Origin of the sequence: Sneathiella litorea, from assembly GCF_009882915.1 — a bacterium.
Classification (GTDB): Bacteria; Pseudomonadota; Alphaproteobacteria; order Sneathiellales; family Sneathiellaceae; genus Sneathiella; species Sneathiella litorea.
The window spans coordinates 462277-485780 of sequence record NZ_WTUW01000009.1; the positions used below are offsets into that span (position 1 = coordinate 462277).

A 23504-nucleotide genomic window follows, 5' to 3' on the forward strand; every position below is an offset into this window, starting at 1 on the left:
CATCACAAATTAAATAATCCCCTTCCGCGGAATTTACGGCTATTGTGATCGAAAATAAAACACAAGGACAGGAAATGCTGAAACTATACTATAATCCCGGAACCATCGCGCTCGCATCTCACATTGCACTTGAGGAAAGCGGGGCAGACTACGAGGCTAAAAAGTTAAATCCTGCGATAATGGAGCACACCAAGCCTGAATATCTGGCGATCAACCCCAAAGGTCGCGTACCCTCATTGGTGACGGATCGTGGCATCCTGACGGAAACTCCGGCAATCCTGCTCTATATCGCGCAAGTTTATGGCGCCTCCGCCTTTCCGCCGCCAGAAGACCCTTACGATCTAGCGCAGCTCCAGTCCTTCAATAACTATCTCTGCTCCACCCTGCATGTCAATCATGCCCACCGCAAGCGTGGACGGCGCTGGGTGGATGAGCAGAACACAGCCGCGATCAAGGCAATGGAGATCAAGGTCAAAAGCAATATGGAAGAATGCTTTCAAATGATCGAGGATGAGATGTTCGAAGGGCCCTGGGTGATGGGTCCGGATTACAGCATCGCAGACCCCTACCTATTCACCATTACCCAATGGATGGAAGGCGACGGCGTTGACCCTGCGGACTTCCCTAAACTTCTGGCCCATCGCAAGGCCATGCTGGCCCGCCCCGCCGTTGCGCGGGTCGTGGCCGAACATGCCGCTAAATAACCTCTAGCGGCTTATAGGCTTGTATTTAATGCGGTGTGGTTCGGTCGCTTCCTTGCCGAGGCGTTTGCGCTTGTCTTCCTCATAGGCTTCGAAGTTGCCCTCGAACCATTCCACATGGCTGTCGCCCTCATAGGCAAGGATATGGGTGGCGATCCGGTCGAGGAACCAGCGATCATGGCTGATGACCACGGCGCAACCGGCAAACTGGAGGAGCGCCTCCTCCAGCGCGCGGAGCGTATCCACATCTAGGTCGTTGGTCGGCTCGTCGAGCAACAGGAAGTTCGAGCCGGATTTCAGCATCTTCGCGAGGTTGACGCGGTTGCGCTCCCCGCCTGAAAGCTGGCCGACCTTCTTCTGCTGGTCCGAGCCCTTGAAGTTGAAGCCTGACACATAGGCGCGGCTGTTAATTTCCTTCTTACCGAGGTAAATTATCTCGTTCCCCTCGGAGATTTCCTCCCACACATTCTTGGTCGGGTCTAGCGTGTCACGGTCCTGATCGACATAGCCGAGCTGTACCGTCGGGCCGACCTTGAAACTGCCGGTATCCGGCTTTTCCTGGCCTGTCAGTAGTTTGAAAAGGGTCGTTTTACCGGCGCCGTTGGGCCCGATTACACCGACAATCGCCCCGGCCGGGAGCTTAAAGTCCAGGCCGTCGATCAGCAGTTTCTCACCGAACGCCTTGGAGACATTCTCCGCCTCTACCACCAGGTCGCCAAGACGCTGACCCGCCGGGATATAAATCTGCATCGCATCGGCCTGCTTGGAATTCTGCTCGGCCAGCAAATCCTCATAGGCACTGATACGGGCCTTGGATTTGGTCTGGCGGCCTTTCGGCCCCTGCCGGATCCATTCCAGCTCCCGATCCAGCGTTTTCCGCCGCGCATCCTCGGCCTTGCCTTCCTGCGCGAGGCGTTTTTCTTTCTGCTCCAGCCAGCTTGAATAGTTGCCTTCCCACGGGATACCGTGGCCACGGTCAAGCTCTAATATCCAGCCCGCCACGTTGTCGAGGAAGTAACGATCATGGGTCACGGCAACAACAGTACCGGAATAGTCATGCAGGAAGCGCTCCAGCCAGGCGACACTCTCGGCATCGAGATGGTTGGTCGGCTCGTCGAGCAGCAGCATATCCGGCTGCGACAACAGCAAACGGCACAGCGCAACACGGCGGCGCTCCCCGCCCGAGAGCTTGGTAACATCGGCGTCGCCTCGCGGACAACGCAGCGCGTCCATGGCAATCTCCACCTCCCGGTCGAGATCCCAGAGGTTCTGCGCGTCGATCTGCTCCTGCAGCTCGCCCTGCTCCGCGATCAGGTCATTCATCTCATCATCGGTGAGGTCCTCCGCGAAACGGGCGGAAATCTCGTTAAATTTATCGAGGAGCGCCTTCTTCTCGGCCACCCCATCCATGACATTGCCGAGCACGTCCTTTGCCGGGTCCAGCTCCGGCTCCTGCGCGAGATAGCCGACCTTTACGCCATCGGCGGCCCAGGCCTCCCCGGTGAATTCCGTCTCGATCCCGGCCATGATTTTCAAGAGCGTCGACTTACCCGAGCCGTTCAGACCCAGCACACCGATCTTCGCGCCCGGAAAGAAGGAAAGCCGGATGTCTTTAAGAACCTGCTTGCCACCCGGGTAGGTCTTCGACAGACCGCTCATCACATAAATATACTGGTAAGACGCCATGGGGATTTCCGCTCCTGATCCACAATTAATTCGCTGCGCCCCTTTTAGCGAAGACGCACGATTTAAGCAATTGCTGTGATGGAAGAAGACCGCCTAATTCACAAATAAATCTGCTGGCATCAGGCCAGTGGTCATCGCATACAGTAACAGTGTGACGGTCAGGACAGAGAGCATGGTGGTGAGCAGAACGGCGGCGGAGGCGCGCTCGACCCAGACGCCATATTGCTGGGCAATGACAAAGACATTCGTCGCGGTGGGCAGCGCCGCCAGCAGGACGGCGGTATAGACCCAGACGGGGTCAAAATCCCCGAACCAGCTTAAACTTAAGTACATCAGCACCGGATGCACCACGAGGTTGAAGGGGATGATAAAGGTGAGTTCCACCGGTACACGCTTGAGCGGCCGGAGGGCCAGCGTGACCCCCATCGCGAAGAGGGCGCAGGGCGCGGCGGCCTGGGCGAGATAGTCAATCAATCGCTCAATCGGCGTCGGCGGCGTAAACTCAATGATCGCCGCCGCCACACCGACAATGGTGGCGATGATAAAGGGATGCAGGAAGACCTTCTTCGCGATCTGCCCGAGCAGCGCCGCGACATGCCGCTCCTTCCCGCCCGAAAGCGCCATCATCGTCGGGGCGACGATAAAATGCAGGACATTCTCGAAACAGAAGATCAGCGCGAGGGGGACGGCGGCCGCCTCCCCGAAGGTCAGCAGCGCAATCCCCGGCCCCATATAGCCGATATTGCCATAGGCCCCGGCGAGGCCCTGAATGGTTGCCTCCGGTGTGGTTGCCTTCACCAACAGCCGGGCGATGGCATAGACCATCAGGAAGATCACAAAGGTGGTGGAGACGTTGGTGGTGATAAACTCCCAGCTTGTAAGCTTTTCGATTGGCGTTTTCGAGAGCAGCTTGAAGAACAGGCAGGGCAGCGCGACATAGATGATAAAGGTGTTGAGCCAGCCCATGGCTTCGGCTGGCTGCTTTGTGATCCGCGCCGTGAGATATCCGAGCAGGATCAGCCCGAAAAGGGGAAATACAAGCCCGGCAATTTCGGCCATTTAACGCCTACCCTGTTGTTGTACTAATAGTCCTGCCCGACTTTTACAGCAGGCAGGACTAATTCCTAAACCTTTATTCCGCGGCGAGGGTTTCCACGTCCCCTTTTTCAAAGCGATCGAGCAGGCTTTCCCGCTCGGCTTTCGCGGTTTTCAGATGCTGCTCCTTCACATGGCCAAAGCCGCGAATATGCTCCGGCACAGACGCAATCTCGACGGCAAGCGCAAGATTGTCCTTGGTGAGCTTCGCGGCGATATCCGTCATCGTATCGGCATATTCGCTGATCAGCGCCCGCTCCATTTTACGTTCCTCGGTCTTGCCGAAAGGATCAAGCGGGGTACCGCGCAAACCCTTGAATTTGGCCAGCAGGCCGAAAGCCTTCATCATCCATGGGCCAAACTCCTGCTTGATGAGATGGCCGTTCTCCGGGTTTTTCTTCGCGAAAATCGGCGGGGCCAGATGGAATTTCAGCTTGAAGTCCCCCTCAAACTGGTCATTCAGCTTTTTCGTAAAGCTGCCATCCGTATAGAGCCGCGCAACCTCATACTCATCCTTATAGGCCATCAGCTTGAAGTAATACCGCGCAACAGCCTCAGTCAACATCGTGGAGCCGGGCTGAACTGCCGCCTCCGCCTTGCCGACCGTCTCGATCAGCTTCAGATAACGTTTGGCATAGCGGCTATTCTGGTAGCCTTTCAGGAAATCACTGCGCTTTTCAATCATGCTGTCCAGCGTCTCAATCTCGATAACGTCTGCCGAGGATTCCGGCAAGGCGATTTTCTCGACCTCTTTTCGGCTGGCGGCGGCCTTTCGGCCCCAGGCGAAGCTTCGCTTGTTGGCGTCAACCGCGATGCCGTTAAGCTCTATCGCCGTTTCAATGGATTTGAGCGACAGCGGAATGGCGCCCTGCTGAAAGGCGTACCCCAACAGAAACAGGTTCGCCGCGATGGAATCCCCCATTAAAGCGGTCGCGAGTGTCGTGCTGTCGATAAAGTCAGCCTGCTCCCGCCCGAGGCTCTGGCTTAGCAGATCGGTCAGGGTGTCCCGGTCCATAGCGAGGTCCGGTGTAAGGGTGAAGGCCGCAACAGGGACGACATAATCATTAATAATCGCCTTGGTCCTGCCGAGATCGTATGTCTGCAGCGCATCCTGACTGGCGGCGACCACAAGATCGCAGCCAACAACCACGTCGGTCTGACGGCTCGGGATACGGGTACCGGCAAGCTCAGACGCGGAACTGGCGATGCGCACATGGCTCATCACGGCGCCATTCTTTTGCGCAAGGCCTGTCTGGTCGAGGATCGAAGCTCCCTTCCCTTCCACATGCGCCGCCATACCAAGCAGCGCCCCAACGGTGATCACCCCGGTACCGCCGATGCCTGTCACCAGAATATTATAGGTGCCATTGATAGCGGGAGCTGCGGGTTCCGGCAGCCCTGCCGCCGGGTTCATTATATCGATATCGCTGGAGGAGACCTCTCGTTTCTCCGGCTTTTTAAGTCCGCCGCCTTCGACGGTGACAAAGCTCGGGCAGAAACCCTTTACGCAGGAAAAATCCTTGTTGCAGCTGGACTGGTCAATCACGCGCTTGCGGCCAAACTCGGTCTCAAGCGGTTTCACGGAAACGCAGTTTGAGACAACGCCGCAATCACCGCAACCTTCGCAAACCAGATCATTGATGAAAGCGCGCTTCGCCGGATCGGGGAACGCGCCCCGCTTGCGCCGGCGGCGTTTCTCTGCAGCACATGTCTGGTCGTAGATCAGGGCCGACACGCCCTCAACTTCCCGCAGGTCCCGTTGCACCTTGTCGAGATCGTCGCGGTGGAAAATCTTTACGCCCGGCGCCCATTTCGTATCGCTAGCGTATTTATCGGGTTCGTCCGTCACGACGACGATCTTCTTCACACCTTCCGCATGCACCTGCTGACTGATCAGCCAGGGCGAGAGTGGCCCATCAAACGGCTGGCCGCCCGTCATGGCGACGGCATCATTAAACAGGATCTTGTAAGTGATATTCACATTCGCCGCGGAAGCCGCCCGAATGGCCAACAGACCGGAATGATAATAAGTCCCATCGCCCAGATTCTGGAAGATATGCTTCTCGTTGGTAAAGGGCGACTGGCCGATCCAGTTGGCCCCCTCCGCACCCATATGAGTATAGGTTTCAGTCCGTCGGTTAGGCATATAAACCGCCATGGTATGACAGCCAATCCCGGCCATCGCGCGGCTTCCTTCCGGCACATTGGTAGAAGAATTATGCGGACAGCCCGAGCAGAACCAGGGCGAGCGGGTCACCGGCGCGGCGGGCATGGCATTGCCGCTTTCGCGCGCCTCGGCGACACTGATCCCTTCCATCACACTTTCAGACAGATCGCGAAGTTTAAGACGGGAGGCGATTGCCCGGGCGACCAGCGCCGGCGTCAGTTCGCCGTCAGAGGGAAGTAACATCTCCCCTTCCTCGTCTTCCTTACCAACGAGCATGGGGTGCACTTCCATGCCGTACAGGATTTTGGCTATCTGATCCTCAATCAGGCTGCGTTTTTCTTCAACGACAAGAATTTCATCCAGTCCCACAGCAAATTCGATGAGCCCTTCCGGTTCCAGCGGCCAAGTACAGGCCACCTTATAAACGGACAGGCCGATTTCCTCGATCTCTTTCTCATGGATCCCGAGATCACCCAGCGCCTGCTCCACATCCAGCCAGGATTTACCGGTGGTCACGATGCCGATGCGGCGGTCGGTAGAATCATGGGTTATCCGGTCGAGCTTGTTCGCGCGAACGAAAGCTCTGACCATCGGGATTTTGTGCCGCATCAGGCGGCTTTCCTGCTCGAGGGAGCTATCTGGCCAGCGGATATGCACACCGCCAGCGGGCGGATCAATTTCATCCGGAATAACAATATTCACCCGATCAGGACCGACATAAGCCGTTGCCGAACTTTCGACCGTATCGGTCAGGCATTTCATGCCGACCCAGGCACCGCTGTAGCGGGACATCGCAATGCCATATAGCCCGTAATCGAGATATTCCTGAACTGTCGCAGGGTTGAGTACCGGTATCATCGCTGCTGCCAAGGCTTGCTCGCTCTGATGCGCCACGGTCGAGGATTTGGCCATATGGTCATCGCCCATCAGGACGAGGACACCACCATGTTCCGATGTGCCGGCCATATTGCCATGCTTGAAGACGTCACCGGAACGGTCAACGCCCGGCCCCTTGCCGTACCAGATACCGAATACGCCATCGAAATCCGTCTTGCCAAACATGGGAAGCTGCTGCGTGCCCCAGATACTGGTCGCGGCCAGATCTTCATTCACGCCCGGCTGGAAATGGATGTCATTATTTTTAAGAAAGGGTTTTGCTTTCCAGAGACTCTGGTCATAAAGACCAAGAGGGGAGCCGCGATAACCGGAGATAAATCCGCCGGTTTTCAGGCCCGCCGCCGCATCACGCTGTCGCTGCATAATTGGAATGCGCACAAGCGCCTGTGTCCCGGTGATGAACACCTGACCACTCTCAAGCTCATATTTGTCATCAAGACTGATGTTAGCCGCTTCACTCATTTTTCTTATTCTCCCGCGCCCCGGGATAATTTTGTCAAATGGAGCCGCCTAGACTTCCAGCCACTCCTTGCGGATCTGTTCGTTGGCCTTCAACTCATCCGGGGTTCCTTCGTATACCATATGCCCATGGCCCATGACATACAAGCGGTGAGATATTCGCAATGCAATGGCGAGTTTTTGTTCAACAAGGAGGATGGAGACGCCGCGTTTGGCAATTTCACTAAGCAAATCGCCAACCTGCGCCACAATTTTCGGCGCCAACCCCTCCGTAGGTTCGTCAATCATGACCAGGTCCGGGTCCCCCATCAATGTCCGGCACATAGTCAGCATTTGCTGTTCTCCCCCCGAAAGAACGCCCGCATCAACATCCGCGCGCTCCCGGAGATTCGGGAACATCTTGAACATATCCTCCATCGCCCAACGGCCCTGCTTCTTCATGTCCTTGATGCCCATGATCAGGTTCTGGCGGACCGTCATTCCCGGAAAGACATCCCTGTTTTCCGGGACATAGCCAAGGCCCCGATGGGCGATCTCATGCTCCTTCAATCCGGATATCTCCTCCCCGCGGAACTTGATGGACCCATGCGGCGGCACTTCGCCCATAATCGCCTTGATAGTGGTTGAACGGCCCACACCATTGCGGCCAAGAAGCGAGACAATTTCTCCCTCCCCCACATTAAAGTTTACGCCTTGCAGGATATGGCTTTTCCCATAGAAGGCATGTAAATCTGTTACTTCAAGCATTACTCATCTGCCTCCGCACCAAGATAGGCTTCCTGAACCGCCTTGGAGTTTCTGATGTTTTCCGGTGTATCACTGGCAATAATTTCTCCGTAAACAAGGACGGAAATCCGGTCAGCGAGATCAAAGACAACGCCCATATCATGTTCCACCATGACAAGGGTTCTCCCTTCCGTGATTTTGCGGATCAGCGCGATAGCCTGATCAGTCTCGCTATGGCTCATCCCCGCAGTCGGTTCATCAAGCATAATGACGTCGGCGCCGCCTGCCGCGGCAATGCCTATTTCAAGCGCCCGCTGCTCCGCATAGGTCAGGACGCCGGCTGGAATATGCTGCCGGGATGTCAGGCCAATTTCCTCAATGACCTCGGCCGTTCTCTCGTTAAGCTCTTTTTGCCGGTCAATGAGGTGCCAGAAGGAATATTTATAGTCATGGACCCACATCAGGCCACAGCGGACATTCTCGAACACGCTCATGTTCGGGAAAATATTGGTGACCTGAAAACTGCGCGACAGGCCTTTGCGGTATATTTCATAGGGTGGCAGGTTACTGATGTTCTCGCCATGCAGACTGACCGAACCTCCACTAACGTTATATCGCCCACTGATCAGGTGAAACAGCGTGGATTTTCCGGCGCCGTTCGGGCCGATGATCGCATGCCTTTCACCTTCTGCGACAGAGAGGTCAACACCACGAATAATTTCAGTAGGGCCGAAGCTCTTGCGCAGGCCTTGAAGTTCAATAGCAGCGGTCATGATCCCCCTCCTTCCCTCTGGGCCGGAGGCTTGTTCGCTGTCTCCCAGGCGTCCCTCAGTTGCGGCAACTGACTGCGCGTGAGATAACCTCCGACGACGATCAGGGCCAGAATGACGATCCAGGCGACAATACTGTGGCTGTTAAACTCGATCCCCATCAGGCTCATCGCCGTATCACCCTCAACAGAGCTGCGCATATGATGAATGGTTTCCAGAAAGGCAGCAATGCCCGTCAACATGGCAAGTGCCGGAATTCCGATACGCAGGTACGGCATTACAAGTGCCCCGACCTGCCTCATGCGCCACGCTGCTGTATGCATCATGATGATACCTGTCAGCCCCTGCGGCACATACATGACCGTCAGCACAAACAGAATGCCGACATACAACTGCCAGATATCCGTGTAATTACTAAGGATGCTTTGCAAGAGTGTAAAAACAACCGCGCCAACAATCGGACCGATGAAAAACCCGACCCCGCCAATATAGGCCATCAGAAGGACCGTGCCGGAAGTCAGCGCATTCAGATTCTCTTCCGTCACGATCTCAAAATTCAGAGCGAACAATCCGCCGGCAATCCCCGCAAAAAAGCCCGAGGCGCAGAAGGAGACGAAGCGTACCTTGCGCTGGCTGTAGCCAACAAACTCCGCCCGCTCCGCATTGTCACGGACCGCATTCGCCATCCGTCCGGCTGGCGTACGCGAGAACAAATACATTAAGGCAACTGTCACGAAGACCCATCCGGCAATCAGGTAATAGATATGGATATCCTGCCCGAAATTGATTCCCGCCAGCTCAGGTCCGGTGGTGCGGTCCCCGCTCACCCCTTCCTCGCCGCCGAAAAAGGCAACGAAGATAAGGGAGCTGGCCGCCATCAGTTCCCCGACACCGAGGGAGATCATCGCGAACACTGTTCCGGCCCGCCGGGTCGAGAAGCTGCCGATGATGATCCCGAATACCAGTCCGATCAGTCCGCCGAATATCGGGATCAGATACATCGGGAAGGTGAAATCTCCATCCTCGATATAATTCATGAAATGAACGGACATGAAACCGCCCAAGCCAAAATAGACAGCATGGCCAAAGGACAGCATACCTCCCTGCCCTAACAGCATGTTGTAGGACAGTGCGAAGATAATGAATATCCCCATCAGGTTCATCGTATAAAGCCCGACGTTTGACGAGAAGATATTCGGCAAGGCCAGAAGCAGGATAAAGAAGCCTATCCAGGGCAAAAGGGTTTTCATCAGTGGCCGGGCCATTACCGGCGATGCTGTTTTGGTAATTTCACTCATGTTTCACGATTCCCGAACAGGCCCGTCGGGCGGAAAATAAGGATCAGGATCAACAACAGATAAGGCAAAATCGGCGCAATCTGCGGAAGCGACAGCGTCCAGAGATCGCGGAACGCACTATCCGCATCGAACGAGATGTTAAAAATCTGAAGCAAGTCATTGACCGAATAATCAAGGGCGATCGCAAACGTCTGCAATAACCCGATAAGAAGGGACGCGACAAAGGCTCCCGTCAGGGACCCTAATCCGCCGACAACGACGATCACAAAGACAATACTGCCGAGGACAAATGCCATGCCCGGGAAAGTCCCGAGTGCCGGCCCGGCAATGACCCCGGCCAACCCGGCCAGTGCACAGCCAACACCGAATACGCCCATAAAGACCAACGGCACGTTATGGCCAAGCATGGCTGTCATATTCGGCTTGTGAATGGCCGCCTGAATAATCAATCCGACACGTGACCGGGTCAGGATCAAAAGTAACATTATGAAGATACCGATTGAGATCAGCAGCATGAAGGCCTTGTAGGCAGGGAAATTCTGTCCGAAAAAGGTAAAGAGTGGGAATTGCAGAATTTCAGGTTCGTGATAGGCCTTGGTGTCTTTCCCCCAGATAAATTGCACCACTTCCTCAATCAGGAAGGCCAGGCCGAAGGTGAAGATAAGTTCCGCCACATGGCCCCAACGATGAACGTAGCGAAGGCCATATCGCTCCACCACCGCCCCCATCAGGCCAACCAGGATAGGCGCGACAATCAAGCCGACCCAGAATCCGAGATAGATACTGATGGTGTAGGCAAAATAGGCGCCGAGCATATAAAAGCTGGCATGGGCAAAATTCAAAACACCCATCATAGAAAAAATAAGCGTGAGTCCACTCGCCAGCATGAACAGCAGCAAACCAGTCACAATGCCGTTCAACAGGGAAAAGAAGATCAATTCAAGCATCGGCTGAATCTCTTTTTTACATATTGAATTATGAGTTGTTGACCGGTTTTGCCCGGCTCGAAACTATCTGGCCGGACAAATGCCCGGCCAGTATTTCGTTCAAAATGTCGCCTAACTTGCAGGGCGCTCCATATTGCAACCACTGGGCGGAATATCCGCATCCGCGGCCGAAATGGTCTTTTCGGTGACCAGGCCATAACCAGAATTATCAGAGTCCAGAACGATGTTCTCGTCCGTATGAACGGAGATGCTGATCGGCTGCATCAACTGATGATCCTCCGCCCGCATGACAACCTTGTCACCCTGAATGGTCGTATATTCCATTCCTTCGAGAGCCATGGCAACTTTTGCCGGATCCGTGCTTTTGGTCTCATTCATCGCATTGGCCAGCATGACCAGCGCATTCGCGATACGGAACTGGGAAATATCAGCTTCGGGATATTTCTCCTTAAAGGCCAAATGGTAGGCCTTATATTCATCCGTAGGCGGGGGGTTTACACGGCCTTCATGAACCAGCCGGATCTTGTCCTTACCCGATGCGCCGATGGTTTTTGTAATACCATCATTTGCCGCGTAGTAGGTGTAAACAGGTGCGTCTATGCCCGCATCGCCAATTGCCTTGGCAAGGCCGACCATGTCCGCGCCCCAGTTACCGGTAATGATAGCATCTGCCTCCGATGCCCGGATTTTCGTGGCATAGGGGGTGAAATCCTTCACCTTGCCTATCGGGTGGAGTTCGTTGCCGACAATTTCAATATCCGGACGCTTCTCGCCAAGGTATTTCACGGCACCAGCCGCAACAGCCTTCCCGAAGGAATAGTCCTGCCCGATGATATAAACCTTCTTGATCGAGTCATCTGCGGCAATCACGTCCGTCAACGCGTTCATCTTGATATTCGCGTTGGCGTCAAAGCGGAAATGCCAGAAGTTGCATTTTTCGTTGGTCAACGCCGGATCGACTGCCGAATAGTTCATGAACAGGACAAGATCTTCCGGATTCCGGTCGTTATGCTTCTTCACGGCATCGGTCAAGGCGTTTGCCACACCCGAGCTATTGCCCTGCATAATGTAGTGAATACCCTCGCCAATGGCCCGTTTTAATTGGACCAGGCTTTCTTTCGGGCTGATCTTATTGTCGAAGCCGACAATTTCGAACATCTGGCCATCGATGACGCCGCCCTTCTTGTTAATCAGCATATCAGCCGCAAACTGCGCCTGTTTGTAACCGCTGGTACCTGTCGCGGCAAATGGACCGGACAATGGATCTATAAAGGCAATTTTGATGGTATCTGCGGCTTGCGCAGTGAACGCGGTCAGCGCGGCAACCGCCGCACTAATAAGTATCGTCGATCTAAGTTTCAATTTATCCTCCCAGAACTAAATTGAGCTATATGTAATGTCGACGCGGCTTCCCTTTTCTTGATTGTCTTTCTTTTTTTATGGCTCACGGCAACGCCGAAAGTCGAGCGAATGCTTTCCTCCGTAACTTATGAAAGCCCAGATTGCCTTCAAGATCAACGAAAAATTTGGAATTATCACCCAATCGAGATAATGCGCACAGATCTCTCAACCCGTACTTGTACGGCATTCAAGTTACGAGAAAAATAGTCGTTATACCAAGTATATAGGACATCAAACCAAAACTAAGATCACGATTTGCTTTTTAAGAATTTACTTATGAAATATTGTCCGTGGAATTTATTTCGCATTCAACGAGAAAGCGAAAAAGTGATATTTTGATCCGTCTTTCATTTTTTTGGCTATATTCTTTGAAATAATGTGTATGACCACTGTACCGAAAACCGATTCTGGAAAGAAAGCCCATTGAATGACGGCACATACGAAGAAAATAGTCCTGCTGCTGATAGGCTGGTTCTTTGTGATTATCGGCGGTATCGGGATTTTCCTGCCCGTTCTGCCAACGACGCCGTTCCTGCTGATCTCACTCTGGGCCTTTTCGCAAAGTTCAGAGCGCTTTCATGACTGGCTTTACCATCACCGTGTCCTCGGACCACCCCTTCAGGAATGGTCAGAATATGGCGTGATACCGCTTCGTGCAAAGATAGTTGCCCTTGCGACAATGGCCGTGAGCGCAACACTCGTGATTAGCTTTTCAAGCACTCCCTGGTATGGACTCGCTGCTATGGTTATCCTGATGCTGATCGGTGCAGGATTTATTCTCTCACGACCGAGCCGACGAAAGCAAAAGGACGGAACGTAACCCTTTCGTTTATATTAGCATTACCGGTGAATTTTGCTGCGATAACAAGATCGCCAGGCGCTCCAATGCTTTGGACAATATCTGGTCCCGTGGTTCAGCCATCAGGCATATTCGGATATGATTTACGTCGACAGTCCTATTCATTGCAAATGTATCCCCGGCAACGACAATAATATTCTCCCGGCGCGCTGAAGAAACAAAGCCAGACATGGATTGCCCCTCCGGAAGTCTGATCCATAAATGTGAAAGCGGTGAATGGGCAGGCGAAAGTGGCCTGTCGAGCCAGTGCCCAATTATATCATGCGCCAGCTTTTCCCGCCGATGGCAGATTTCAACTAAAAGTCGCCCCTGTTCTTCGACCTGACCAGACTGAAAAAGGAAGTTAGCCATGTCCAGGATCAAGGGAGATGTCATCCAGTTCATCGTCGTCATTTTTGTCGCCAGACGGGGCACCAGATTATCGGGAGCAATCATATACCCGAGCCGTAGCGCCGGGCTCATTACCTTCGACATTGTAGTCAAGAAAATGGAAATATCTGGCGCTAGATCACGATAGGATGGAATGCCCAGGTTTTGCAATGGAACATATACCCCGTCCTCTGCGATAGTTACACTATACCGGCGCGCAATTTCAATTATCCGCTCCCGCCGGAACAGCGATTGGGTGGCGCCCGTCGGATTGTGGTTGCTTGGTACCGTCACCAGTATTTTTACATTACCACGCCGACAGACATCCTCAAACGCCTCCGGGATAAGCCCCTCCTGATCCATCGCCACGGGCGCCAGTTTAAGGTCCAGCTCATAGGCTGCGGCACGGATCCCCGGATATCCAAGAGCCTCCGTCGCGACTGTTTCCCCTGCGTGGGCCAGTGTCGCCATCGCCAAGTAAAGACCCGACTGCGCCCCCTGAGTAATGATAATGTTTTCGCGCTCAACTGGCTTAACCAACGTAGAAAGCCAGCGCTCTGCCACCTCTCTATCACGCGGACGGCCTCGGCTGTCGTGATAGGAAAAATAGGCTCCCGGTTCATTGCGCCTCAGAAGACGTTGCGCCGCATCCCGAAGACGGCTTTCTGTATCGACGTGAAAATAGCTGTTTTTGGATAAATCCGTGAGACCATATGCACCCTCGTTCCAGCTTTCCTTCGGAAATATGGCTCCTTTGCCGATAGCGGCCTCATCTTTAAGCGTTCCATACACAAAGGTCCCCTGTCCAATCCGGCCATAACATGCACCGCGTCGTTCCAACTCGGCATAAGCCCGGCTGGCCGTACCAACGGAACAGCCATACTCATAGGCAAGATCACGATGGGTCGGCAAACGATCGCCGGGCTGGTATTCACCGTCCTCTATTTTCCGGACAATGAGCGCCGCGATTTCCTCGAATTTTTTCACCCGTCCTCCCTTAAATTGTCACTAAGACAATATAGCATTTGACGGAGACATTTTTATAACAATATTGAGACAATGTAAATTGTATCATTCTTACTTATATGACTCGCAGGATTAACCCATGGAATACGGAAAAATGGCTTTGGTTGCACTGTTCGCCATTTCGATGGTGGGTTCTCCGGGTCCTGTTAATATGCTTCTGATGGCGTCCGGCGCCAATTTTGGATTTCGTCGGTCGTTTCCCTTCCTTATCGGGAGCATTTCGGGTTTTTTGCTTGTCTGCATAGCGACGGCGCTGGGGCTTGGCACGTTGTTTACGACCTCCCCCGTCCTACAACTTGTCTTCCTCGGCGCGTCGCTTCTTTACATTCTCTATCTTGCCTATCGGGTAGCGATGGCAACCCCGACCCTTGCTGAAAGCACGGACCGGCCCGGTTATCTTGCCGGCTTGATCGTACATCCATTGAACCCGAAAGCATGGGTAACCATTGTCGCGGCCTATTCGCAATTCATTAGCCCAGGGGAAAACTACACGATGCAAGTCGTCATCATTATAATGATTTTTCTGGTTGTCAGCCTGCCGTTTAACTCTCTGTGGTGTTACGGCGGAAACATACTGCGGCGGCTCGTCACATCGCATCATATCATGCGGACAATCAACGTCATGCTGGCTCTGCTAATGCTTATCGCTGTCGGGCTCGCTCTGGTTCAGGCGGATGTTATAGGACCCTTGCTTGCGTCCCTGCCCGCTTAACCTGCTTCCGCAAGGCGCACGGTCCGCTCAGGCGGAAATACCACTGTACAGGTTGTACCGACGCCGACTTCACTTTCCAGAATAAATTGACCACCGTGAATTTCGCATAGCATCTGGACGAGGGTCAGACCGAGGCCCGTTCCATCATTATTGCGAGCATAGTTAGTCTGCACCTGACCAAACCGGTCGAGCACCCGGGGAAGATCCTTCTCTTCAATTCCAATGCCGGTATCCTTAATGAGCAAATTGATTCCGTTGTCCTTGCGGACTTCAACAGCGACAGTAACTTTACCGTCCTGATTAGTGAATTTCACCGCATTAGACACCAAATTTGCCAGGATTTGCTTGATCCGGATTTCATCCCCTATGAAAACCGGCATGTCCTTGGGAAGTTCCGTCAACAGGCTGACCCCCGCTTCAGTCGCCCGGACGGACAACATTCTAAAGCAGGACTGAATTACCGATGAGAGGTCAATCTTCCGTTCTGAAAGCTGTAGCTGGCCAGCCTCAATCTTGGCAACATCCAGTACATCATTAATCAGCCCAAGAAGATGTCGCCCTGCTCCATGGATATCCGTTGCGTATTCCTTGTAGTTAGGATGTCCATGCGGCCCGAACGCTTCCGATGTCAGGAGTTCGGAAAAACCGATGATGGCGTTAAGCGGCGTACGCAGCTCATGACTCATATTGGCAAGAAATTCAGACTTTGCACGGTTCGCAAGTTCTGCAATTTCCTTGGCTTTACGCAAGTTTACTTCGGCGCGCACGCGATCATTCATATCCGTCAGCGTGCCCTCCAAATAGAGAAGCTTGCCGTTATCATCAAACACCCCATGGGCATTTATCGCCCCCCAGGTATACGAGCCATCTTTCCGCCGCCATTGATATATTTCGTCAATTAAGTACTGTCTCTTGCAGATCAGCATATAATGTTTACGGGCAATATCGGGGTTGATGTAAATATCGTCCTGAAGTGCTGAAACATCTTGTTTCATCTCCTCAGCCGAGCTGTAGCCAAGGAAAAAAGCCAACGCCGGATTGGCATCAATGAGCCTTCCATCGGCATAGGCTTGAAAAATCCCTTCTGTGGCGTTTTCAAATATCCTGCGGTGCTTGAGTTCACTCTGCTCCAGTGCAACGGCAGATGTCCGTCGACTATAAATATAGTAGATGAGAACCGCCGCAAGACCGGCCAACCCAATTAGGACCAGCAGTACAGCGTCCCGGAAAACACTGATCTTGTCAGCCTGGATTCGTAAAAGCTCTACCGCTGCGTTATTAGATTGCGCATGCAGGTTATCAGCCTTGGAAAGCGCTGTGCGGACTCTGTCCAACGATGCTGTAAGAACAATATCCGACGTTGGTGGCAATCCGCCTATTCCGTTATGCAGCCATCCCTTCAGATCAAAAAGCGCAGGCCGCAGGACACCGTAAATCGCCGCCGTACCAATCAGATTATCAAACCCGTACTTCACACGCTTCTGCTCTAGAACAATACTAACTTCCTGAAGCTTGGCTTTAACTGTCGCAATCTCCTTGGACCGTTCGGTCCCAGTTGCAAGTTTGGCGACAGCGACATTCTGGATAATATCCTCAATTTCAAAAAGGATCGACGCCATCGACTGCGAGTCTTCGATAACCTTGAGCGGTATCGATTCTTCAATATTCGAAAGCGTTTCCTGCACATAGCGAATAGTGCCGACGACAAATAATGTAAGCGCAAGTATTGCAATCACATAGCTATTCTGGCGTCTAAGCAAGCTTTTGAACTTAAACTTGTCGGCAAGACGAAATTTCGGGAGGACATACATATTCAAATACACTCAGTTCGTAGTCGCACTTGCAACCGACTCCCGAATTTCCTTATAAAATTTCAGCGCACCAGGGTGTAACGGCACACTCATTGAAACGAACGCCGTTTTCTGGGAAATTTCTGAAAGTTTTGGGTGAAGCGCCATCTTCTGGATTGCCGGAAGGTTTTGCCAAAATGTTTTCGTAATTTTGTAAACTTCCTCATCACTCTGCTTTTTATTTACAATCCAGAGTGCGGCAACGCCAAGAGTGCGTACAGCTTCCGTGCCATGATAGCTGCCGGAAGGTATTGTCGTTGTTGAAAAGAAAGCATTTTCGCGGGTCAGCATTGTGGCGACGGGTCCGTCTATCGGGATCAGCTTTATGAGATTTTCGGCACTCAGTTCTGAAATTGCTTTCGATGGACTGCCCGCGACAAGAAAGAAAGCATCAAGTTCGCCTGCCCGCATCTTCTTGATGGCATCCACGGCCTTGATGTACTGTGCATCAATATCCCGTTCCTGGACACCAAAGGCTTCCAGTATTAATCTAGCGTCAACAAGCGTGCCAGACCCTGGATCGTCGAGGGATACACGGCGGCCTCTCAGGTCTCTAACGCTCTGAATCCCGGACCCTTTACGGGCAACAAGATGAATATCTTCCCGGTAAAGGCTGGCAATCGCCATGATATTCTGGGCTGGCCCAAGGTTCTTGAAAATCCCGGTGCCCGAATTTGCCCAGTAAGCGACATCCGACTGCGATAAACCGCTTTCTATTTTTCCAGTCTGGACATCCTCAATATTTGACACCGATCCGTTCGCCGTCTGGGCCACCGCCAGCAAATAAGGCACGCCACAGGGATCCGGTGTACAGTCGGTTTTGTTCATTGGATTGGAAATTGTCCGGGCAATCGCGTTGCCGACAGGATAGTATGTTCCTCCCTCGCCACCAGTCCCGATCCGGAACAGGCTCATATCATCCGCCATTGCTGGAGTACTGGTCCCGAACAATGCCATGCACGTGATGACAACACCCATAACTTTGAACCGCATCACCCTGTCCTTTAACTACAGTGAAATTTGTGCTTTATTTTCACAAGTCTTCAACTTCATATATTTTATTCCTTAACCGAGGGTAGCATTTGCTAATTAATGAGCGGTAAACAAAATCAAAAATAGATAAGAGCAGGCAAAGGGCATGATATTGGAAGGCTTGACAACACGCGAGATTAACGAATTGAACATTGAGTATCTGCCGCGCCATACGGTCCCGGATATGCAGCGCTACTTCGATGAAGCCGCCCGACGGAGCGCCGCGGCGAGAGAGCGACTGTCCGGCCATTATGACCTGGCATACGGCGATACAGCCTTGCAAAGCGTCGATATTTTCCCGGCAACCAACCCCGGCGCACCGGTCTTCGTCTTTATCCACGGTGGATACTGGCGGGCGCAGGACAAAAGCACCTATAGCGAGATTGCCGAGCCATTTGTCAACGCCGGGGCGACTGTTGTCCTTCCCAATTACGATTTATGCCCCGCAGTCACAATCACGGATATTGTCCAGCAGATGAGAGAGGCTCTCGCCTGGATTTATGCGAACATCACGCAATTTAATGGCAACCCGGAAAAACACTATCTTTCCGGCCATTCAGCGGGCGGACATCTTACCGGCATGATGATGGCAACGGACTGGCCTGCCATGGGCCTGCCCAAAGATCTCCTGAAAGGCGCGAGCCCCTTGAGCGGCCTTTTCGATATCGAGCCGCACCGTCATACAGAATTGCAGGGCGACATCCGCCTGACGGCAGAAGAAGCGGCGGCCAACAGTCCACAATTTCTGCCCCTAACGGCGACTTGTCCGGTGCTTTGCGCGGTCGGCGGCGGGGAGAGTGGCTCTTTCCATCGGCAATCCCGGGAATTTGCCGAGAAATGCCGCGCGGCAGGTCTTCCTTGTGAGTATCTTGAGCTCAACACTGACAATCATTTCGATATCACCGACCGCCTGCACAAGCCGGAGGACCCCCTCACCCGCGCACAGCTCAAATTAATGGGATTATAGGAGGCCACTGTGCGCGGCGGGATATCCATTCGACAGGAAAGCACAGCGGATACGCCTGCCATCCATGCGCTTGTTGCCGCCGCCTTTGGGCAAGAGGACGAGGCGACACTCGTCGATGCGCTCCGGAGGGATGGCGATCTCTGGCTCTCGCTGGTGGCCGAGGCAGATGGCGAGATCGTTGGCCATATCGCGCTCTCGCGGTTGAAGTCCCCGAAAAATGCCCTTGCGCTCGCGCCTGTCTCCGTCGCACCTGATCTGCAAGGACAGGACATCGGCAGTACGCTGATAAGGCGCGCGATTGAGGAGTCCCGCCGCGCTGGTGAATCGCTGATCTTCGTCCTCGGTGAACCCGCCTACTATTCCCGCTTCGGCTTCTCCCGCGAGACCGCCGCGCCCTATGACTGTATTTACGCAGGCGAGTATTTTATGGCGCTGGAACTCGCCGCCGATAATGTGGAAATTGCCCCAGTTGTTTATGCGGATGCATTTGGAGGACTGGGGTAGATTGCCAAGATAACGTCAGTGCTGACTGCATTTCCGACCTTCAATTTGAAAGACGAGAATTTTCTCAGTACCTAGTTATCTAATTTATCGAGAATTGAGTGAAATCGCCTAGCAACATGCTCGTCTCTGAGTGCAGTTCGGACCTCTTTACTATCGTTTTCCATATCGGCAACCATTTTACTTACCTGTTTAGTAGTGTTAGCCAATAATTCCAAAGCCAAGGGCGCGCCCACATTACTATAGAAGACCTGCCGAACATTACCATATCTTGTTAATCCTCCTGGCGTGCCGATATAACATAACACCAGCCACTCAACGAAATCTTTTAATAATTCATCTGGACAATGATTGAGGCCTCCGACTTCCTGAATATTTCGCAATAAATCCCCGTGCCTATCGTATCTCTCCCAACGATACCCGCAGTCTTTTATTCCAGTAAGTACGTGACTGTAAAATTCTCTGATTTGAGCTTTTTTTAGGTAAGGCAGTAAACCAGAAATATAGGCCACCCTAAATTCAACTAGTAATGGTCTCTTTTTACCTACACGCTCAATCATGTGGAGAGCACACTCAATCAAAACATTTGTTTGAGCATACGGTCTCAATTTACTCAGCGCTTGATAACAATTTTCACGCACAACGTCAGGATGACCATCGTCAAGTGAATAGCTAATCAGAAACTTGTAGATTTCTAATTGGCGCGGACTTGGAGCATGGGAGAATTCCTCTACGATGACATCTGTCAGAGTAGCCGACTCTCCGATACTAACTATGTCCTTAATATCGACCAACTTAATAAGCTGTACTGGGTCTTTCTCTAAAACTATTTCAATACAAGTTTTAAACATATAAAGGCAATCTTCGACATCAGCTTCATATTCGTCGTCCTCATGCTCTAGGTCCTTTCGAATATCATAAGCTCGTAGAAGTTTCCTCCACTCCGGTCGGGACAAAAGACCCATTCGATAAGCCAGATCAATCACTTTTGACGTAGAATAGCTTTCAATATCTTCTGCTTTGGAAATCGGGGGAAGCTTATTCTGTTCCGCAGCTTCCGTAGCAATATCAATCCCAGCTACAACAATTTTTTCCCTTAAATCATGAATTGCAGCATTGAAAATTCTTTGGCAAGCGCTGCTCGGATCGATAGGAAGTATTCTCTTGACCCGCTCAATCAGTTGTTTTGATTGCCATGCAGGTCGCACTCTATCGAGTAATCCACCTGCTCCGGCAGCCCTAACAATTTCGGCATTTTCTTTTGGAATTAACTCTACTTCAGTTCCCAACTTCACGCCCCTTCGCCGCGTTTTAAGAAAAATTTCTCAAATTTAAATATTTCCTCCATATAGTATAATAGCGCGATATTTCAACTCAGGTTAGCAAAAATCCCCTTACCCTACTCTCTCCAACTGTCGGCCATACAGCCGTGAGAGCAGCTATAGGGCGAGGATGGCTCCGGGAAGGACGAAAGCCATATCGCTCTGGGTGTCCCAGATATCGCCCTGCATCTTAAAGAAGAGGGCCCCATATTTACGCCACCTCCGCGGGCCCTTTCAGCTCCACCACATTCCCTTCGGGATCGTTCAGATAGTAGGATGGCCCCTGCCCATCCGCGCCATAGCGGCTCTTGAGATCACCGGGGTCGATGCCATGGGCATTCAAATGAGCGCGGATAGCATTTGCGTCGAAATTCTCGATGGAGAGGCAGAAATGATCAAGATTGCGTCCCTCTGCACCCGGTGCCGCACCGCCCATCCGGCCCAGCGTGCCGTCAATCGGTACCAGATCGATGAGCGAAGCTCCTGCACGAAGCTGGTAAAGCCCGATTTCTTCCTGTGTTTTCTCCAATGTGCAGCCGAGTGCCTTGATATAGAAATCCATCATCTCCTCGATATCCCTGACCCGGAGAACCAGATGGTCGATATGCTTGATCTTGAACATGTCGCACTCCCGTTTGATAGATCTGATTTTACAGCTTTTGCCGCGCCCGCCAAGCTGCTACGTTAGTTACATAAGAACAAGAAAAGGAAATTTCCAATGATTACCCGTGATGACCTGATTGGCTGCTGGCACCTGAAAAGCTGGACCAGCCTCAAGAATGGGGAGCCAGTCGGCTACCCGATGGGCGAGGATGCAAAGGGCCAGATTATCTACACCACCGAAGGACGGATGAGCGGCTTCCTGATGCGCACCGATTTCGCGGACCAGCCGCGTGACAAGGCAGCAAGCCCGGATATCTGCCTCGCTTATGGCGGTAACTATCGCGTTGAGGGAGATGAAGTCATTCACGATGTCGATGTCGCGACGGTGCCCTACTGGATTGGCGGGCCGCTGATCCGTAAAGTGGTTCTGCAAGGGGAAAATGTCCTCCTCAAGACCAAGCCGGAAACGACCTCCTCGGGCAACACCTATGAGCATCACCTGCTGTGGGAGCGGGTCAGCGCTTGATTAAACCACCGTTTTCTATCGACCTTTCCAGTTGGGGGGGCGCTTCTCGGCAAACGCGCGTGGCCCCTCCACCCGGTCATCGGACTGATACCACTCCTTGAAGGCGGGATAGTCCTTCTGGTTCTGGATCGCCGCTTCCAGGGAGGGTTCATCCAGGCTCTTCATCACGGTCTCCTTGGAGGCGCGAATGGCATGCGGGCTGCCGCGCAGGATCAGGCCACACCAGCGGTCAATCGCCTCCTCCATCGCGTAAGGAGCCACCACTTCATTCACAAAGCCGAGTTCCTCCCCCTTCATGGCATCCACGCTGTCGGAACTCAAGATCATCCCCATCGCCTTTTTCAGGCCAATCTGCCGGGCGAGCCGGTGAAGGCCGCCGCCGAGCGCCACCGCCCCGACCAGCGGTTCGGGAAGGCCAAAGCGGGAGTTTTCCGTGGCGATGATGATGTCGCAGGCGAGCGCAATCTCGAACCCACCGCCGAGCGCAACGCCATCGACCGCCGCGATGATGGGCTTGCTCAGATCAAAGCGTTCAATCAGGCCTGCATAGCCGTTCTTGGGATATTCCCGTGCTTTCGGGTCCTTGCTCGCGGCAATCGCCTTTAAATCACTGCCCGCGCAAAAGGCCCGATCCCCGCGCCCCCTCAGGACACAGATATACTGGTCACTATCGGCCGCGAACTCATCCAGCGCCCGCTGCATTTCATCATGCATCGGCTTGTGGATTGCGTTCATCACCTCCGGCCTCTCGAAGGTTATCCGCGTGATATGGTTCTCCGCCGTGACGGAAATGAATTCGTAGCTCATGAGTCTCTCTTCCCTGACATGTGTACATGTTCTTGTTCTGTCGTCATCATAACAAGGTGGGAAGAGATACCTAGTGAAAAAGGGGTTATCTGCTAGCTTTTGATTTTCCAGCTTCCATCAACCTGGCGACAGGCGATGCCATAGGTCGTTTGCTTTTTTCCATTGATGTCAGCCTGGGCGGTGTATTCACGACAGTATTCACCGCTTTTCTGTTGGTAGGTACGCTCAGGACTCACCTCATAGACAGCGCCACTCTGAGGATTGTTCCAGATGATATCCTGTCCATCCTCGGCATGCTCCATAATCTGGCCGATGCAATTCTGATCCACTTCATCCATGCTCCGGCCGATTGCGCCTCCCAGAAGATAGCCAATGATAGTGCCGCCTGCTATGGCAACAAGTTTACCGTCCCCCTTACCAACCTGCGATCCTGCCGCTCCTCCTGCGGCCGCCCCGAGTATGCTGCCAAGACGTTCGCGATTGCATTGGCCAACATCAATTCCAAAAGGAACCGGAGCCACAACAACTTTCTTGCTTTTTCCCTTGACCTTATGCTTGTTGCGGTAGCCATGTGCCGGCGCCCAAGGGGGCGGGTCGGCTTGAACGGGTACGATGTCGACAACCGCAAATCCGAGTGCAAGCACACAAACAAGTGCCGTTTTAATTGGTCGCCCTTGTGCTTTCATCGTATTGGTAATCCTCACAATAGAACCTCGTAAATATTGACAAGTACATTGATGAGAAAGAGTACGGTTGAAATATGTCTTAATACGGGCAGCTAGT

The 23504-nt window shown here is 52.9% G+C and carries 21 protein-coding genes and 1 pseudogene; 6 read left to right on the plus strand and 16 right to left on the minus strand.

All coding sequences use genetic code 11. The annotated features are described in order from the left end of the window. Positions 1 to 74 precede the first annotated feature (74 nt). Complete coding sequence (locus tag GQE98_RS16225; RefSeq protein WP_161316748.1) at positions 75 to 704, plus strand: glutathione S-transferase family protein; 630 nt, start codon at positions 75 to 77, stop codon at positions 702 to 704. 3 nt (positions 705 to 707) lie between these two features. Here the strand turns inward: GQE98_RS16225 and ettA are convergent, their stop codons facing one another. The 8 genes from ettA to GQE98_RS16265 form a co-directional block, all read right to left on the minus strand. Beyond that, positions 708 to 2387, minus strand: coding sequence for an energy-dependent translational throttle protein EttA (gene ettA / locus GQE98_RS16230; RefSeq protein WP_161316749.1), 1680 nt, complete (start codon positions 2385 to 2387; stop codon positions 708 to 710). A gap of 93 nt (positions 2388 to 2480) precedes the next feature. Beyond that, complete coding sequence (locus tag GQE98_RS16235; RefSeq protein WP_161316750.1) at positions 2481 to 3446, minus strand: AEC family transporter; 966 nt, start codon at positions 3444 to 3446, stop codon at positions 2481 to 2483. 73 nt (positions 3447 to 3519) lie between these two features. Next, positions 3520 to 7008, minus strand: a complete 3489-nt coding sequence (locus GQE98_RS16240) for an indolepyruvate ferredoxin oxidoreductase family protein (RefSeq protein ID WP_161316751.1) — start codon at positions 7006 to 7008, stop codon at positions 3520 to 3522. Positions 7009 to 7056: 48 nt separating this feature from the next. Next, on the minus strand, positions 7057 to 7752 hold the full coding sequence (locus GQE98_RS16245; RefSeq protein ID WP_161316752.1) for an ABC transporter ATP-binding protein: 696 nt from the start codon (positions 7750 to 7752) through the stop codon (positions 7057 to 7059). Then, positions 7752 to 8504, minus strand: a complete 753-nt coding sequence (locus GQE98_RS16250; RefSeq protein ID WP_161316753.1) for an ABC transporter ATP-binding protein — start codon at positions 8502 to 8504, stop codon at positions 7752 to 7754. Before GQE98_RS16250 ends, GQE98_RS16245 begins: the two co-directional genes overlap by 1 nt. Next, on the minus strand, positions 8501 to 9799 hold the full coding sequence (locus GQE98_RS16255) for a branched-chain amino acid ABC transporter permease (RefSeq protein WP_161316754.1): 1299 nt from the start codon (positions 9797 to 9799) through the stop codon (positions 8501 to 8503). Before GQE98_RS16255 ends, GQE98_RS16250 begins: the two co-directional genes overlap by 4 nt. Beyond that, a complete protein-coding gene (locus tag GQE98_RS16260; protein WP_161316755.1) occupies positions 9796 to 10746 on the minus strand; it encodes a branched-chain amino acid ABC transporter permease in 951 nt (316 codons plus the stop codon). Before GQE98_RS16260 ends, GQE98_RS16255 begins: the two co-directional genes overlap by 4 nt. A 111-nt stretch (positions 10747 to 10857) precedes the next feature. Further along, the gene (locus tag GQE98_RS16265) at positions 10858 to 12108 is read right to left on the minus strand and encodes a branched-chain amino acid ABC transporter substrate-binding protein (RefSeq protein WP_161316756.1); all 1251 of its coding nucleotides are present in this window, start codon (positions 12106 to 12108) and stop codon (positions 10858 to 10860) included. Between the two features lie 466 nt (positions 12109 to 12574). On the opposite strand from GQE98_RS16265, the gene GQE98_RS16270 reads away from it, so the two are divergent. Continuing rightward, complete coding sequence (locus GQE98_RS16270) at positions 12575 to 12967, plus strand: YbaN family protein (RefSeq protein WP_161316757.1); 393 nt, start codon at positions 12575 to 12577, stop codon at positions 12965 to 12967. A 9-nt stretch (positions 12968 to 12976) separates the two neighbouring features. On the opposite strand, the gene GQE98_RS16275 is transcribed toward GQE98_RS16270, so the two are convergent. After that, a complete protein-coding gene (locus GQE98_RS16275) occupies positions 12977 to 14362 on the minus strand; it encodes an aminotransferase class I/II-fold pyridoxal phosphate-dependent enzyme (protein WP_161316758.1) in 1386 nt (461 codons plus the stop codon). Between the two features lie 118 nt (positions 14363 to 14480). Between GQE98_RS16275 and GQE98_RS16280 the strand changes: the two genes are divergently transcribed. Next, positions 14481 to 15113, plus strand: a complete 633-nt coding sequence (locus GQE98_RS16280) for a LysE family translocator (protein ID WP_161316759.1) — start codon at positions 14481 to 14483, stop codon at positions 15111 to 15113. On the opposite strand, the gene GQE98_RS16285 is transcribed toward GQE98_RS16280, so the two are convergent. Then, on the minus strand, positions 15110 to 16849 hold the full coding sequence (locus GQE98_RS16285; protein ID WP_161316760.1) for an ATP-binding protein: 1740 nt from the start codon (positions 16847 to 16849) through the stop codon (positions 15110 to 15112). The genes GQE98_RS16280 and GQE98_RS16285 overlap by 4 nt on opposite strands. An 87-nt stretch (positions 16850 to 16936) precedes the next feature. Next, positions 16937 to 17956 (minus strand): TAXI family TRAP transporter solute-binding subunit, encoded by a 1020-nt coding sequence (locus tag GQE98_RS16290; RefSeq protein ID WP_161316761.1) that lies wholly within the window; start codon positions 17954 to 17956, stop codon positions 16937 to 16939. Between the two features lie 145 nt (positions 17957 to 18101). On the opposite strand from GQE98_RS16290, the gene GQE98_RS16295 reads away from it, so the two are divergent. Together GQE98_RS16295 and GQE98_RS16300 are read left to right on the plus strand one after the other, a co-directional pair. Continuing rightward, entirely contained in the window at positions 18102 to 18962 is an 861-nt protein-coding gene (locus tag GQE98_RS16295) for an alpha/beta hydrolase (protein ID WP_161316762.1), read from the plus strand. Between the two features lie 9 nt (positions 18963 to 18971). After that, entirely contained in the window at positions 18972 to 19466 is a 495-nt protein-coding gene (locus GQE98_RS16300; RefSeq protein WP_161316763.1) for a GNAT family N-acetyltransferase, read from the plus strand. Positions 19467 to 19537: 71 nt separating this feature from the next. On the opposite strand, the gene GQE98_RS16305 is transcribed toward GQE98_RS16300, so the two are convergent. The 3 genes and pseudogenes from GQE98_RS16305 to GQE98_RS16310 form a co-directional block, all read right to left on the minus strand. Continuing rightward, on the minus strand, positions 19538 to 20752 hold the full coding sequence (locus GQE98_RS16305; RefSeq protein WP_161316764.1) for a hypothetical protein: 1215 nt from the start codon (positions 20750 to 20752) through the stop codon (positions 19538 to 19540). 150 nt (positions 20753 to 20902) lie between these two features. Continuing rightward, positions 20903 to 20977: pseudogene (locus GQE98_RS18585) on the minus strand (DUF2238 domain-containing protein); the annotation flags it as partial. Positions 20978 to 20996: 19 nt separating this feature from the next. Next, a complete protein-coding gene (locus GQE98_RS16310; protein WP_161316765.1) occupies positions 20997 to 21407 on the minus strand; it encodes a VOC family protein in 411 nt (136 codons plus the stop codon). A 96-nt stretch (positions 21408 to 21503) separates the two neighbouring features. On the opposite strand from GQE98_RS16310, the gene GQE98_RS16315 reads away from it, so the two are divergent. After that, positions 21504 to 21914, plus strand: a complete 411-nt coding sequence (locus tag GQE98_RS16315) for a lipocalin-like domain-containing protein (protein WP_161316766.1) — start codon at positions 21504 to 21506, stop codon at positions 21912 to 21914. Between the two features lie 15 nt (positions 21915 to 21929). Here the strand turns inward: GQE98_RS16315 and GQE98_RS16320 are convergent, their stop codons facing one another. Together GQE98_RS16320 and GQE98_RS16325 are read right to left on the minus strand one after the other, a co-directional pair. Next, the gene (locus GQE98_RS16320; RefSeq protein WP_161316767.1) at positions 21930 to 22721 is read right to left on the minus strand and encodes an enoyl-CoA hydratase-related protein; all 792 of its coding nucleotides are present in this window, start codon (positions 22719 to 22721) and stop codon (positions 21930 to 21932) included. 92 nt (positions 22722 to 22813) lie between these two features. Continuing rightward, complete coding sequence (locus GQE98_RS16325; protein WP_161316768.1) at positions 22814 to 23407, minus strand: RT0821/Lpp0805 family surface protein; 594 nt, start codon at positions 23405 to 23407, stop codon at positions 22814 to 22816. Between the last annotated feature and the right edge of the window lie 97 nt (positions 23408 to 23504).

Coding starts and splice junctions, on each gene's coding strand:
- GQE98_RS16225 (WP_161316748.1), top strand. CDS start 75: ATGCTGAAACTATACTATAATCCCGGAACCATCGCGCTCGCATCTCAC.
- ettA (WP_161316749.1), bottom strand. CDS start 2,387: ATGGCGTCTTACCAGTATATTTATGTGATGAGCGGTCTGTCGAAGACC.
- GQE98_RS16235 (WP_161316750.1), bottom strand. CDS start 3,446: ATGGCCGAAATTGCCGGGCTTGTATTTCCCCTTTTCGGGCTGATCCTG.
- GQE98_RS16240 (WP_161316751.1), bottom strand. CDS start 7,008: ATGAGTGAAGCGGCTAACATCAGTCTTGATGACAAATATGAGCTTGAG.
- GQE98_RS16245 (WP_161316752.1), bottom strand. CDS start 7,752: ATGCTTGAAGTAACAGATTTACATGCCTTCTATGGGAAAAGCCATATC.
- GQE98_RS16250 (WP_161316753.1), bottom strand. CDS start 8,504: ATGACCGCTGCTATTGAACTTCAAGGCCTGCGCAAGAGCTTCGGCCCT.
- GQE98_RS16255 (WP_161316754.1), bottom strand. CDS start 9,799: ATGAGTGAAATTACCAAAACAGCATCGCCGGTAATGGCCCGGCCACTG.
- GQE98_RS16260 (WP_161316755.1), bottom strand. CDS start 10,746: ATGCTTGAATTGATCTTCTTTTCCCTGTTGAACGGCATTGTGACTGGT.
- GQE98_RS16270 (WP_161316757.1), top strand. CDS start 12,575: ATGACGGCACATACGAAGAAAATAGTCCTGCTGCTGATAGGCTGGTTC.
- GQE98_RS16280 (WP_161316759.1), top strand. CDS start 14,481: ATGGAATACGGAAAAATGGCTTTGGTTGCACTGTTCGCCATTTCGATG.
- GQE98_RS16290 (WP_161316761.1), bottom strand. CDS start 17,956: ATGCGGTTCAAAGTTATGGGTGTTGTCATCACGTGCATGGCATTGTTC.
- GQE98_RS16295 (WP_161316762.1), top strand. CDS start 18,102: ATGATATTGGAAGGCTTGACAACACGCGAGATTAACGAATTGAACATT.
- GQE98_RS16310 (WP_161316765.1), bottom strand. CDS start 21,407: ATGTTCAAGATCAAGCATATCGACCATCTGGTTCTCCGGGTCAGGGAT.
- GQE98_RS16315 (WP_161316766.1), top strand. CDS start 21,504: ATGATTACCCGTGATGACCTGATTGGCTGCTGGCACCTGAAAAGCTGG.
- GQE98_RS16320 (WP_161316767.1), bottom strand. CDS start 22,721: ATGAGCTACGAATTCATTTCCGTCACGGCGGAGAACCATATCACGCGG.
- GQE98_RS16325 (WP_161316768.1), bottom strand. CDS start 23,407: ATGAAAGCACAAGGGCGACCAATTAAAACGGCACTTGTTTGTGTGCTT.